The organism is Butyrivibrio sp. XPD2006 (assembly GCF_000420865.1).
Classification (GTDB): Bacteria; Bacillota; Clostridia; order Lachnospirales; family Lachnospiraceae; genus Butyrivibrio.
Genome location: NZ_ATVT01000002.1, coordinates 398,105 through 411,725 on the forward strand (window position 1 = coordinate 398,105; position 13,621 = coordinate 411,725).

Here is a 13,621-nt window from a genome sequence, read left to right on the forward strand (position 1 = left end):
TATATATTAATTTTGTTCGTTTTTACAATAATTTAATAAACACTCAGCCGATAATCCGGAAGACAAAAATCCCCTCGCCAACCAAATTGACGAGGGGCCATAATCCTGTATTTAATTACCCATCGACGCAATCAGCGCATCGATCTCTGCCTGTGAAAGCATCTTGCCCGGGTCAGCAGGCGCAGCTGCTGCCGGTGCCGAAGCTGCAGGCGTAGGAACAGAAGCCGGGCTGAAACCACCGCCGCCTCCGGCCTGTGAAGATTTTCCCATTATGCTGGCAAGAAGTTCCTGCTGTTCAGGGCTTAATCCGTTTGCATCCATGTGCTGAGCTTCCTTTCAAACTTTTCCTAATAGCATTTTACTTATTCACTCTATATATCGTCAAATAACATTTTTATAAACAGTATATTAATACTCTAGTTCTTTTCTCTGATAAGTCCGCTCTCAAAGGCTTTTAAAAGATCTTTAAGATCATCGATCTGGCGCTGCAAACCCTTACCTATATCGGTGTCACGGACCAGTATTCGTCTTTTGGTTTTCTCAGTTATCTGAATGGTCGGTGTATTCTCTTTTCCCTTAACAAAAGGCTTGTGCTGGGCAAGAGCCAGATGATGGGAGTTATAGATAAGAGTATAGCCGGCAATTCCGGTCTGCTCATGATATGCCTTGGAAATTCCTCCGTCTATGATATAGAGCTTGCCGTTTGCCTTGACGGGGCTTTCACCCTTTGCGGTCTTTACGGGAACATGGCCGTTTATGATATGAGCCCATTCAGGATCAAGGCCAAAATCTTTTAATATCTTTTCAGCGTAAGGTTCCATGCCGGAGAACTTGTAATAAGGATTAAAGTTCTCTTTTGTCAGCTCTTTTTCATGCTTCAGGAACATGCGCTCAAAGGTGGTTATCTTGTCTTTTCCGAAGAGTGGTGAATACGGTCCGCACCACAGATACCACATAAGATCAACTGCGTCCTGCTTTTTCTTCGGATCATCCCTTCCGTCCAAAAAGAACGCATCGTGCGCCTTCTTGTTGATGTAGTCCATCAGCTCTTTTCCCGAAAAACTTCCGTCGGTTGTGGTCATGGGAACAAAGTTTCCGCTCTCATCCATGGGAATGCAGCCGTGGTAAAGAAGGTTCTCGTTGACTATTCTGTACATTCCGCCGTGGGAGTACAGGAACTGGACGTGCTTTATAAGGAGCTGCGAGTGCATGAAGGAAAATCTCAGAGTTCTCATGAGATCTTCTTCTGCTTCTGTCAGCCTGTAGGGATCTGACGGGTCGATGGTCGGGAAGTTTGTGTCGTTAAGCTTATAGGTCTTTTCCCCGATGGTGATCTCGCCCTTGTCGTAATCGATCTTGTCCAGAAGGAGTCTCTCCTCAAGGCCGTACTCGGGGTGCTTTTTGATGAGCTGTCCTTCTAGCTTTAACTGAATGATACTGATGGCCTTGCACATCTTGGCAGCAAGCTTGGGGTTTACCGCATCGTACTTGTTCTCGTCAAGGATGTGGGTCTTAAAGCATTCGCAGGGATCGTCGCCGTAAACTTCCGCAGCGAACATGGAAAGCGGACGAAGGTTGATACCATAGCCGTCCTCCAGCGCATCAAAGGTGTTGTAGCTTGTTCCGATGCGTAGCACGTTGGCGATGCAGGCTGTATTGCCACAGGCAGCACCCATCCAGTCTATGTCGTGATTGCCCCACTGGATATCGACATCGTGGAAGTTCATGATCTCTTCCATAACAAGGTCGGGTCTTGCACCTCTGTCAAAAATGTCTCCGATGATGTGAAGAGAATCGATGGTGAGATTCTGGATCAGCTCGCAGAGCGCTATGATAAACTCATCGGCAAAATCGATCTCAATGATGCCGTTTATGATCTCGCTGTAATAGAGCTTCTTATTAAAGTCGTTCATGTCGAGGTGAAGAAGCTCATCTATTGCATATGCATAATCTGCAGGCATTTTCTTGCGGACCTTGGATCTTGTGTACTTGGAGCTCACCACACGGCAAATAGAGATAAGCCTGTTTATGGTTATCTTCTGATGCTCCTGAAGGTCCTTCAGGGAATAGCTGTCGTCATGCCTTATTTCATCTATAACTTCTCTGGGATAATAAATAAGATTGGCCAGCTGAAGCTGCTCCGCCTCCGTCATCTGATTGCCGAAGGTCTCTTCAATCTTGGCCCTTATGATACCGGACGAGCTTCGAAGCAGATGCGAAAACGCCTCGTACTCGCCGTGAATGTCGGAAAAGAAATACTCAGTTCCCTTAGGGAGCGCGCAGATTGCACGAAGATTGATGATCTCCGCTGCTGCCTTCCTTGAATTGGGAAACTCCTTACTAAGTAGACGCAGATACTCGATATTTTTCATAATATCCCCCGTTAACAAACAGAAATTTATGACTTTTTGACATCTATATCATAAATTATCTCTACGAAAACGTTTGCTGGTCTTTGAGTCTGGTCAAGTTTTCTCGTTATCTTTTTGTCAGCTGTGATTTTGGATTATCCGGCGCCGGTCCAACGCCTGTCATGCCTTCTTGCCGGTCTTGCAGATGTCCTTGAGACAGCATTCAGCACAGTTGGGGCGACGAGCGATGCACACCGCTCTTCCGTGGTCAACAAATCTGTGGCAAAGTCCGTTTCCTTCTTCCGGCGGGATTATCTTCCACAGCTCTTTTTCCACCTTGGCAGGTTCCTTGATATCATCCACAAGGCCGATCAGATTACAGAGCCTGATGCAGTGGGTATCGGTCACGATGGCTGGTTTGCCATAGACATCACCGAGGACGAGGTTAGCGCTCTTCCTGCCAACTCCCGGGAGCTTTAATAGCTCTTCCATGGTATCCGGGACCTTGTCATTATAGGTTTCATGCAGCATCTTCATGCATGCCGAAATGTCCCTTGCCTTGGAATTACCAAGTCCGCAGGGACGAACTATTTCCTCTATCTCTTCCACCGGCGCCTCAGCCAGCGCTTCAACGCTTGGAAACTTCTCATATAATAGCGGTGTGATCATGTCCACTCTTTTGTCTGTGCACTGCGCAGCAAGTCTCACACTCACCAGCAGCTGCCACGCCTTGTCATACGCCAGGGTACAGTTGGAATCCGGATATTCTTTTTTTAATCTCTCGATCACCTCAAGAGCAAGCTTCTTCTTAGTCATAGCATAATCATAATGGTCCCCGGGGACGGGGTCAAGGGACCATTTTTGGTCCCTGGGGACGGAGTCAGGGGACCATTTTTATAAAGTCATCGGGGACGGTTTTCTTTGTCTCCGCCTGCAATTCCGAGCATGATGAAAAACATCGGTGTCGCCACCACAACAGAAAAGCTGAGCATTCCATATACTATATATGAAATGACACAAAGCATTGCTGCGTTTTGGCAGCGGGATGTAATATCTCTTTTGACAAAAGAATTGATGAACACCCCGAGCATGACAATATAAATAACCACGCCGATGATTCCTATTCCAATAAGATAATCAAAATATTCGCTGTGGGACGATGTCAATGCAAGTCCGCCAAAATTAGCATTAAACTCCGCAAGAAGATTTTGATCCGTCAAAAGAAATTCATCCAAAGCGTAGGTGTAACAGTTGGGCCCCACGCCAAGCAGTAATTCTCTGATATTAAAGTTTTTAAGAAGTCCTCCCGAAAGTTTCCAGATATATCCGCGGCCGTTGGCATAGCTGTCATTGGACATACAGACCAGAATAATACCTATATAAGAAATAACAGAAGATGTCATCAGCAGAGTAAGTAGCTTTGATGTCACTTTAACTCCGTCTCTGCAAACAACTTTCCAAAGCAGCATGGCGCAGAGAACCGCCACCACGGAAATCATAAGCGATTTTGTTCCTGCAAGACACCATGCAACAAGACACAGCAAAAGATGGGCAGCATACATAGCCTTCACCAAAAGCTCTTTTGCCACAAAGATCATATAAATTGAAATCGGGATAATAACTGACATGTACTGGTTGTACCAGCCATAATTACCTATTGTCGAAACATACAGATGATACGCGGGATCTGCGCCTTCAGGATACATGTGAAGCGGGTCAAAGCCCAGGCGATTCACAATAACAAGCACAGTCGGAATCACAGAGGAAGCTGCAATAATATGCAATATCCTGTCGTCACAGACCAGCTCCCTTGATATAAGAAAATATGAAAGCGCCATGAGCACTATTGTCAAAAGACCCATTCCAAACCCGGGAACGCCGTAGATTGCTTCCTGTTTGAAATCCGAAAGAAGTGTCGAGACCGCAGATACACCGACAAAGGCCGCCATCATGATATCAGTCATGAGCAGTGGCTTTTTTTGTTTCCCGGGTTCGCCGTCATCTGACTTTCTTATATCTCCGATCAGCGAAACAACAAAATAAAAAATCAGCGCAAAGATGCATATCACATGATATGCCACAATCTTACGCTGGGTAATGTTATCAAAGGATCCCTCGTTGTACAGAGGCACCACAAAGAATACCGCCAATATGTATATCCATGCCAAACAGTTTTTATTAATCTTCATCTCAGTACCATTTTACCACGAAAAAGTGTCAACTTTTGTTTATAAATTCATAATATTTAGTTAATCACAATTTAATATCCATGCACAAATTCAGGTACCATGCCACTTTCAGTTTAACACGAACAATTGCTCTATTGTTTTTTATTTTGCGCTGTGATAATCTTCCCATCACTAGCGAGTAAATATGCACATTTAATTCTAAGGAGGGAATAAGTGTCATGCAAAAGAATATTTTAGTTTCATTAACAGCAACTGCAACAGCATTTTCTATGATTGTTGCACCTGGTATAACTGCATTTGCGCAGGATACTCAGGTAATTGTCGGACCAACCGATGCTTCAGTTACTGTTGAAAGCATTACAGTTGACAATGGTCAGACTGCAATCAATTCCACTAATAATGTAGTTACCGTTACAGGTGATGTAACATCATCAGGCAATGACGGCACTCAGTATTCTGTATCATATACAGATGGGCCAAAAACATATTCCAATTCTGACAACGCTGTTATTGCCAACAACAGCAACATTACAATAGAAGGCAGCTTAAATGCAAACGGAGATGATCAGAAAGGTATCGTCGCAAATGATTCAAAGGTAACTGTAGGTGCAAATGTTTCTGCGAACGCTGCAGGTATAACGGCTTATGGCTCAGAAGTTACTGTGAACGGCAACGTAAATTCCGCAGATGATGCAATATACGCAAAAGATCAATCCAAAGTTATCGTTGCGGGAGATGCCATTTCTACAGGTATGCATAATAAAATGTCTGCCGGTAACTGGAATCCCGATACACATACCTATGATAGAGAATGGGAAACTTTCTCCGGAGCAGGTATAGAGACCGATGGCAGCGCCAATATCTATGTCGGTGGAAATGTCATTGGAATAGGAACCGCATCTGTTGGAATATTCAAGGGCAGAGAAGATCAGCAGAACAATGAGCCTTCAGGTAAAATCGTGATTGAGGGCACAATTGCAAACTCTTCAGATAATCAACTGAGAATCAATATCAGCAACCACAATTCATATGACGAAACAACAGGACAGATGGTAACAGCTACATATGCCACAAAGCAGGAACTCCTTGATTCCATTCCTGAAATTACCATATATGAAATGGATAAGCCTTTTGTAAGCGTTAATAGAACTACAGAAGACACAACAGTCACTAGTGAGGAAATATATAACGACGTTATAAATGCCATTAACTTCATCATCAAAAAGAGCGATGATGTAAGCTTTGCCGATGGTAATGAGAACATAAAGACTGTCACAGCTGCTAACGGAAAAGAATTCAAGACAGTAAACATCAACGAAGCCTTCAAAATGGCAGCTAACGTTCCTGAGGGATATGAGCTCAGCGGTGGCGACAACAACAATGTCACAGTTACACCAAATGGCGATGGTACATACACACTTGTACTCACTGATATCAGAGGCGGTATCAATGTAACTATCAAGGCAGTTGTACGTCCTTCAGAGGATGGCAACACAGCAGAAGTTGTAGTTAACCCTACACCTGCATATGCTGACCCCAACCAGGCTCCTGCCGGCGCAATCGTAGTAACAAACACATCAGCATCAGCTGAACAGGCTGCAGCATCAGCTGCAATCAGCGGTGATAAGCCTGCTAAAATGGTTAGCTTCAATATGTCACAGATCACTCCGATCCAGTACAAGGAAGCTATCATTTCTAACGTAGCTGCTGCACCTCAGGGCGGCGCACTGAACATCCAGACAGACAGAGTTGCATGCTTCGATGCAAAAATGATCGCAGCAATCAAGGCTCGTCCTGACATTGACGTAAATGTAGTATTTACATACGGTGGAAAGAGACTTAAGGTTACTATCCCTGCCGGATATGATGTTGAATCTCTCCTCGATGAATCTGGTTACTGTGGATTCTTAAGACTTATGTCAATCCTTGGATCAACAGAAATCTAATAAAAAGACATTTGAAATAATTACCACTTTTTCGCAGGGCACCTTGCGCCGTCTGCGAGGGCTCTTATCTCAACATAACAGCCACACTTTAAACATGTAGCATCAAGAAGGTTGTCACAGCTTTTACACTGTGACAACCTTTTTTCATATTTCTCATCGGAAGCCTTTTCTTCATCAGACATAAGGCTTCTGGTTTTCTCAAGCTGGGATTTGATGTCCTCGTTGCCCGCCATATCTCTGAGCAGACATCTCTTGCAGCTGTTGTCCATATATTGCATGTTCCTTTCTCTTGATAGAACCTGTGAATAAGTGGGTTGCAATTTTGGTCCCTGGGGACGGAGTCAAGGGGTCATTTTTTGAGAAAAACTTTGCATTAGTGCGATTCTTTTGAAAAAATGACCCCTTGACTCCGTCCCCAGGGACCATTTTTTATCAGCCCTTCACTGCGGAAGCGACAAGTTCTCCGCCTTGTACATCAAACTCAATTATATCATGAGGAGCTACCCTGTCTTCAAGGATCAGCTTAGCCGAAAGTGTCTCAACATACTTCTGAACAAATCTCTTAAGAGGTCTTGCTCCGTAGATCGGATCGTACGCGTTGTCGATGACGAACTGTCTTGCTGCAGGAGTCAGGCGCACGCTGATCTCTCTGTCGGCAAGTCTCTTATTGAGGTCATCAACAATGAGGCCTACAATATTTCCAATATTGTCCTTGGTCAGAGGCTTGAACATGATGATCTCATCAAGTCTGTTGAGGAACTCAGGTCTGAAGTGGCCGCGCAGGTCTTCCATAGTCATATTCTCGGCATCTTCGCTGATTGTTCCGTCGTCCCTGATTCCATCTAGCAGATACTGGGCGCCGATGTTTGAAGTCATGATAAGGATTGTATTCTTGAAGTCCACAGTTCTGCCCTGTGAATCCGTAACACGTCCGTCGTCAAGGATCTGAAGCAGTACGTTGAATACATCAGGGTGAGCCTTCTCAATCTCATCGAAAAGAACTACCGCATAAGGTTTACGCCTTACAGCTTCTGTCAGCTGTCCGCCCTCTTCATATCCGACGTATCCGGGAGGTGCTCCGATGAGTCTGGACACGGAGAACTTCTCCATGTACTCACTCATATCAATTCTGACCATGTTGTTCTCATCATCAAACAGTGCCTGTGCCAGCGATTTGGCAAGCTCTGTCTTACCTACACCGGTAGGTCCGAGGAACAGGAAGGAACCGATTGGCTTACTAGGATCCTTGATTCCTGCCTTGGATCTCATGATAGCCTCAGAAACCTTGGTCACAGCATCATCCTGACCGATGACACGATGATGAAGCTCATCTGCCAGATGCAGAGTCTTGTTCCTCTCGCTCTCAGTCAGCTTATTCACAGGAATGCCTGTCCATCTGCTGATGATACCTGCGATCTCCTCATCGGATACTCTCTCATGCACAAGCTGAGTCTCGTTCTCACCGGCCTTAACAGCCTCCTCAGCCTCCTCCAGCTGTTTCTTAAGAGCAGGGAGCTTAGCATACTGAAGCTCTCCGGCCTTCTCGTAATCACCGTCTCTCTGAGCGATCGCAATCTCAGAATTTATGGTATCTATCTGTTCACGCATGGCAGCCAGCTTATCAACCGCCTGCTTCTCATTGTCCCACTGAGCCTTTCTGGTATCGAACTCCTCACGCAGCTCCGAGAGCTCTTTCTGCAGATTCTTAAGACGCTCAATACTAAGAGAATCATCCTCCTTCTTAAGAGCCGCCTCCTCGATCTGCATCTGCATGATCTTACGATTCATCTCATCAAGCTCTGCCGGCATTGAATCCATCTCGGTCTTGATAAGCGCACAGGCCTCATCCACCAGGTCGATGGCTTTATCGGGAAGGAACCTGTCCGAAATATATCTGTTAGAAAGAACCGCAGCACTCACCAGCGCCGAGTCCATGATCTTTACTCCGTGAAAGACCTCGTACCTCTCCTTAAGGCCTCTCAAAATACTGATGGTATCCTCGACGGTAGGCTCATCCACCATAACGGGCTGAAAACGTCTCTCAAGAGCCGCATCCTTCTCAATGTACTGCCTGTACTCATTAAGAGTTGTAGCACCGATGCAGTGAAGCTCGCCCCTTGCAAGCATTGGCTTAAGCATGTTGCCCGCATCCATTGCGCCATCAGTCTTACCTGCGCCGACAATCAAATGCAGCTCATCTATGAAAAGAATGATCTCACCATCCGACTCTTTTACATCCTCAAGGACAGCCTTAAGCCTCTCCTCGAACTCACCTCTGTACTTGGCACCTGCCACCAGCGCGCCCATATCAAGGGAAAAGATCTTTTTGTCCTTCAGCGCACTCGGAACATCGCCACTTGCTATTCTCTGGGCAAGAGCTTCTACAACTGCAGTCTTACCAACACCCGGCTCACCGATGAGAACAGGGTTGTTCTTGCTCTTCCTGGACAAAATCCTGATAACATTACGGATCTCAGTATCCCTGCCGATTACAGGATCAAGCTTCTGCTTCCTTGCCTTATCAACCAGCTCTGTTCCGTATTTATTAAGAGTATCGTAGGTAGCCTCAGGATTGTCCGTTGTTACATTTCTGTTGCCTCGAACCTCTGACAGCACCTGAAGAAATCTGTTCCTGTCAATTCCAAACTGCGCCAAAAGCTCTTTGACCGCCTTGTTAGGCTTCTTGATCACTGCCATGAACAGATGCTCAACGGAAACATATGAATCTCCAAGAGCCTTGGCCTCATCCTCAGCGGACAGCAACGCCTTATTAAGATCTGCGCCGATGTACGGCTGGCCTCCGGATACCTTGGTCCTCTTGCCGATAGCCTCTTCTATCCTCATGATAAAAGACCTTGTGTCGACCCCCATACGCTCTACAAGCTTGGCAATTAAGCTATCCTCAATTGTCATGAGAGAATATAGAAGGTGTTCCTGTTCAATTTCCTGATTGCCGTACTCAACCGCGACCTTCTCACAGTTCTGCACAGCTTCAATTGATTTCTGGGTAAACTTCTGTATATTCATAAACACTCCTCTCCGCAGGCAAAAGGGATTTCCTGCTTTGTGTTCTTTGTTCTATTCTTTGTATAACACAAATTAGCACTCTCGTCAAGAGAGTGCTAACAATAATTTTATCACCATTTATCACCATTATATCTGTAACAACAGATGATTCTTTTCAAGATCATAAAAAAGAGTTCCCTCATTATCTTTCAGATCAAATATCTTTACGATATCTGCCTCGCTGCCGGCTTCAATAAATTCCGAAGTAATATTTTTAAATGTCGATAGTTTATCCGGCGAAAAGTGAAGTGTCTTTTCATTGACAAAAACAGCTGTATACAGAATGTCAGCTTCAACCAGATCCTGGAAAATATGGCTTCCGTAGGAAAGCTCAGGGTTATAGCCGGCCTCTTTTTCCTCCATTTCACATACAGCCTCAAATTCACTGATATCAGCAAAGGTTGTCGGTACACCAAGTTCAGGAGATGATGTACCTATACGTCCCGGGACAATCAGCATCATATGCCGCCCCTGTTCCCTGAATGTCCAGTTCACCTTGCCGATTATCCCTGCAATCCTTGTTTTATCAGCATATGGCATATTGTAGTAGGCCTTCGGATCGACATAGACTATCAGATCAATTGAAACATTTCTCGAAAGTCCCATTGAAGAACCTATACTTTCAAGGATAATACTGTCCTTTGGTACACTATCGGGTATCACTACCCCTCCGTTATCCATGAAGACCTGAAGCGGTCTGCACTGCAAAAGATTTATTGAATATTCGCCGTTCTCTGAAAGATTCATAGTAAACTCAATATCTACCGGCTGCTCATATTCCTCCTGGATCAACTGCATCAGCTGCCTCATCTGATCCATTATTTCCTGCTTTTTCACCAGACCCCTGCAGGATATAAATCTTATATCCCTATAGATTCCTCGTTCTTTCAGCGAATCCTCGACCTCGTAGTCGTGCTCAAGCAGCGTATTTATCAGATACCTTGGCAGCTTGTCTTCAATATCTTTAAGTTCAAGCCTCTTTAGCACATGTTCACTTACATCCATGGCCTCAACAGCTCTCTGCGAAAACTGATGTTTCTCCGCTACTGTAACCGCTGATGTCGCTTCAGGCATATCAAGACTCACTAATCGGGGATACGAGCCCATGGTTCTGTCCACAGCAGATGTTCCAAGTCCCATGACCAGCCTGAGCATTCCTGCCTTAGGATCAATGTCCGCCAGGAACTTATACGGGCTGTAGGAATAGCCAACACCTGCAGCGCATGGCATATAGTACGGACCATAATAGGAACCGGACACACGCTGAATAAGCAGCGCCATCTGCTCATCTCTTTTATCAAGTCCCCTTCTTTTTCTGTAATCAAGCGCAGAGAGAGACATTGTACTTGCATAGACTGTCCTGATGGCGTCTTCAAATTCCTCAAGACGCTCCTCAAGCGTTCCCCTGTTTGCGCAGAATACCGATTCATACTTTCCCGCAAATGCATTTCCAAACCCATCCTCAAGGATACTGCTTGACCTTACGATAAACGGATCCTGTCCGTAGTATTCAAGAATGTGCTTGAACTGAGTTCGAAGTTCTTCGGAAAAAGAGCCCTGCCTGAGCTTTTCCGCGAACTCATCTGCCAGCGAAAAATACTCTTCATCTGTCCTCTGGCGGATACGCAGATCCCAGAATTCATTGTCTACAATATAGGTATAGTAGACATCAGAGCCCATAAAGAATGAATCATGAGGTTCCAATACATCATTTATCTTCGGGTTCAAATTGCGGATAATTGCTCTGGCCAAAAGCATTCCACAGGCCTTTCCACCAATCAGCCCCGTTCCTATCATATGATTTCTGACTACAAAATAATCCTCCGGTTTGAAATGCTTTTTTACCATAAGTCTCATCTTATCGTCCCTGGTCATCATGATATTGCACATAATATTGCATGACTCTGTCATGTCCATATGACTGTCAAACTGCATTTTTGCCGTGTTAAAAAACTTATCCCAGAAATCAATGTACTGGTCTTCCCCGGGTCTTTGAAAATTGTCCAGAAGCTGGTAAAAACGGCTGGACTGCACTCCGTCCAAAATAGGCCTGAAGGTTCCTTCCTCTTTGTTGTATACATGCGGAAGAAACATCGTCTCCGAGTCTCTGTTCCAGACCTTCTCAGGACGGACATACACCTTTTGGGAATCAGAATAAACATCAAGAAAAAGCTGTGTTGTATTAAGGATCTTGTTGACTGCATGAAAAGAGTGCTTTCCTCTGATTATCGGGAAGAACGCAACCGTATCCAAAATAAAAAGAAACGGACATGTAACCCTGAAAAAATTTCCCATCATAAGGTCGGTTGCCCAGCGTATCTGCAATTCTGACAGACAGTCAAATACATAAAAGGCATCCTTTCCCTCTTTTTCGATGATATTATGTATCTCAACGGTAAACGTCTCAAAATGATGGCTCAGTGGTACCAGGCAGGTCTTTACCTCAGGACAGTCTTCCACCAGCGGCTCATGGCTGGCAAACCTGAAATAGATTATGTTTCGCTTATCCTTCTTGGCCTGTTCTATGTACGGATCCACGAACAGCTTAAACTCTGAAAGGTCAGAAACCCTGAAAACAACATTATCACCAAGCCTGATGTTATCAAGAGCCTTATCAAATTCCGGTATTCCTGACAGTATACGTTCAAATGCTGCCATAGCCAACACCTCCTTTTGAACAAAATAAAAAAGCAAAGTACGCCAACTTTTCAGTAAGCGTCTTTGCTTCTTGGTTAGATTATATCACATTTTCAGATGTAAAAGCATAAATGGCATTTAAAAGTTCATCAGTCCTTCCCCTCAACCATGGGCACTACAGATCCGCCATAGGGAATCACATAAACCTTCTTATCTGTGAAATCAACGCCCTTCACAAGCTCCGCTGCATCCGTATAAGCCTCCATTCCCATAGGCCCTGTCGTATCCCCGTCAATGGTGGTGAGAATCCTGCACTCACCCTTCCTCAGGTTCTCGACAGTCAGGTAAAAGATAAATCCGCCGATGGTGAAGTCTGCACGAAGGGCCTCATCGAGTCTGCCTTCCTTAAGAGGTGCAAGCCATGCTGTATAGTCCGGCGCTCCGCATCCTTCCGGGCACTTACAGAGCCAAAGCATCTGTCCGCCTTCCTTCATGGCTCTCATACCGTTGAGCATGCCCTTGCAGCCCTGGTACAGGTTCATGTCCTTGGGTGCTCCGCCGCTGCTGACAATGACAATGTCAGCTTCCTCGTCGATCCACTTCTCGTAACACTTCTTTTGGAAAAGACAGCTCTCCTTCCAGGCCTCGTATAAGTCTCCGCCAAAGAGTCCGCTGTACCTGCCACTGGTAGCAACCACGATATTGATACCGTAAGTCACTTCCACCAGAGCTGCAGCTTCATTCATATCCTCGTTAATAGGATTATTATCCAAAAGAGCGCATCCAACCCTGGGGTCTGAATGAGCAAGCTTGGGATCCAGCGCCCTCTGATGGTTCTGTCTTATGGTCTGCCTTGAAGCAACTCCGGGCAGGATGTTCTTTCTTCCGCCGCCAAAGCCTGCCATCATGTGGTGCACGGTTCCTCCGACTACGATGACCTTTCTGCCCACAACCAAAGGATTTACGCGGACATCGGTGCCTCTTGAAGTCTGCCCGACAAGCACACATTCTCCGTCGCAGTCATGATCCACAACGGTAACATTCCGGTACATGTAGGAGCCTGCAATTATCTCTTTTTCCTGTTCAGAAGACTTCCTGTGAGTACCAAGTGCGATAAGCACGCAGATATTTTCAAAAGGAACAGCACAAGTATCATGAAGATAATGCCCCAGAAGAGTTACTATATCTCCCTGATGCATCCAGCTCCTGGTGATGTCGGAAACAACTATCGTAACCTCATCACCTGCCGAAACCTTCTCGCGAAGCGGAGCAGAACCAATCGCCCCCTCCTCTACACACGCTCTGAAAGCCTCCGAAACATCCTCTATCTCAGGCATCGGATCAGGGTTTAAAAACTCAATGGACTTCGCGCCCTTTATCTCGATATCCACCACTTCAGTTCCATACTTCAAACTAACAGATTTATCCATAA

General features: G+C 45.4%; 9 protein-coding genes. 1 reads left to right on the plus strand and 8 read right to left on the minus strand.

Annotation, left to right across the window (positions count from 1 at the left end; all coding sequences use genetic code 11):
* Positions 1-111 precede the first annotated feature (111 nt).
* From G590_RS0103620 to G590_RS0103635, 4 genes are all read right to left on the minus strand, one after another.
* Positions 112-321, minus strand: coding sequence for a hypothetical protein (locus G590_RS0103620; protein WP_022764316.1), 210 nt, complete (start codon positions 319-321; stop codon positions 112-114).
* 95 nt (positions 322-416) lie between these two features.
* Complete coding sequence (locus G590_RS0103625) at positions 417-2,372, minus strand: fructose-bisphosphatase class III (RefSeq protein WP_022764317.1); 1,956 nt, start codon at positions 2,370-2,372, stop codon at positions 417-419.
* 159 nt (positions 2,373-2,531) lie between these two features.
* On the minus strand, positions 2,532-3,167 hold the full coding sequence (locus G590_RS0103630; RefSeq protein ID WP_022764318.1) for an endonuclease III domain-containing protein: 636 nt from the start codon (positions 3,165-3,167) through the stop codon (positions 2,532-2,534).
* A gap of 86 nt (positions 3,168-3,253) precedes the next feature.
* Positions 3,254-4,540, minus strand: a complete 1,287-nt coding sequence (locus tag G590_RS0103635) for an O-antigen ligase family protein (RefSeq protein WP_155828722.1) — start codon at positions 4,538-4,540, stop codon at positions 3,254-3,256.
* 218 nt (positions 4,541-4,758) lie between these two features.
* Between G590_RS0103635 and G590_RS0103640 the strand changes: the two genes are divergently transcribed.
* On the plus strand, positions 4,759-6,486 hold the full coding sequence (locus tag G590_RS0103640; RefSeq protein WP_022764320.1) for a hypothetical protein: 1,728 nt from the start codon (positions 4,759-4,761) through the stop codon (positions 6,484-6,486).
* 20 nt (positions 6,487-6,506) lie between these two features.
* Here the strand turns inward: G590_RS0103640 and G590_RS0103645 are convergent, their stop codons facing one another.
* The 4 genes from G590_RS0103645 to larA form a co-directional block, all read right to left on the minus strand.
* Positions 6,507-6,764 (minus strand): DUF6171 family protein, encoded by a 258-nt coding sequence (locus G590_RS0103645; RefSeq protein ID WP_022764321.1) that lies wholly within the window; start codon positions 6,762-6,764, stop codon positions 6,507-6,509.
* Between the two features lie 154 nt (positions 6,765-6,918).
* Positions 6,919-9,513 carry an ATP-dependent chaperone ClpB gene (gene clpB, locus G590_RS0103650; RefSeq protein WP_022764322.1) on the minus strand — a complete coding sequence of 865 codons (2,595 nt, stop codon included), beginning with the start codon at positions 9,511-9,513 and terminating at the stop codon, positions 6,919-6,921.
* A gap of 126 nt (positions 9,514-9,639) precedes the next feature.
* Complete coding sequence (locus G590_RS0103655) at positions 9,640-12,210, minus strand: PEP/pyruvate-binding domain-containing protein (RefSeq protein WP_022764323.1); 2,571 nt, start codon at positions 12,208-12,210, stop codon at positions 9,640-9,642.
* A 128-nt stretch (positions 12,211-12,338) separates the two neighbouring features.
* Positions 12,339-13,619 carry a nickel-dependent lactate racemase gene (gene larA, locus G590_RS0103660; protein WP_022764324.1) on the minus strand — a complete coding sequence of 427 codons (1,281 nt, stop codon included), beginning with the start codon at positions 13,617-13,619 and terminating at the stop codon, positions 12,339-12,341.
* Between the last annotated feature and the right edge of the window lie 2 nt (positions 13,620-13,621).

Bases quoted from the DNA above. Each gene is read 5' to 3' on its own strand.
- G590_RS0103620 (WP_022764316.1), bottom strand. From the start codon at position 321: ATGGATGCAAACGGATTAAGCCCTGAACAGCAGGAACTTCTTGCCAGC.
- G590_RS0103625 (WP_022764317.1), bottom strand. From the start codon at position 2,372: ATGAAAAATATCGAGTATCTGCGTCTACTTAGTAAGGAGTTTCCCAAT.
- G590_RS0103630 (WP_022764318.1), bottom strand. From the start codon at position 3,167: ATGACTAAGAAGAAGCTTGCTCTTGAGGTGATCGAGAGATTAAAAAAA.
- G590_RS0103635 (WP_155828722.1), bottom strand. From the start codon at position 4,540: ATGAAGATTAATAAAAACTGTTTGGCATGGATATACATATTGGCGGTA.
- G590_RS0103640 (WP_022764320.1), top strand. From the start codon at position 4,759: ATGCAAAAGAATATTTTAGTTTCATTAACAGCAACTGCAACAGCATTT.
- G590_RS0103645 (WP_022764321.1), bottom strand. From the start codon at position 6,764: ATGCAATATATGGACAACAGCTGCAAGAGATGTCTGCTCAGAGATATG.
- clpB (WP_022764322.1), bottom strand. From the start codon at position 9,513: ATGAATATACAGAAGTTTACCCAGAAATCAATTGAAGCTGTGCAGAAC.
- G590_RS0103655 (WP_022764323.1), bottom strand. From the start codon at position 12,210: ATGGCAGCATTTGAACGTATACTGTCAGGAATACCGGAATTTGATAAG.
- larA (WP_022764324.1), bottom strand. From the start codon at position 13,619: ATGGATAAATCTGTTAGTTTGAAGTATGGAACTGAAGTGGTGGATATC.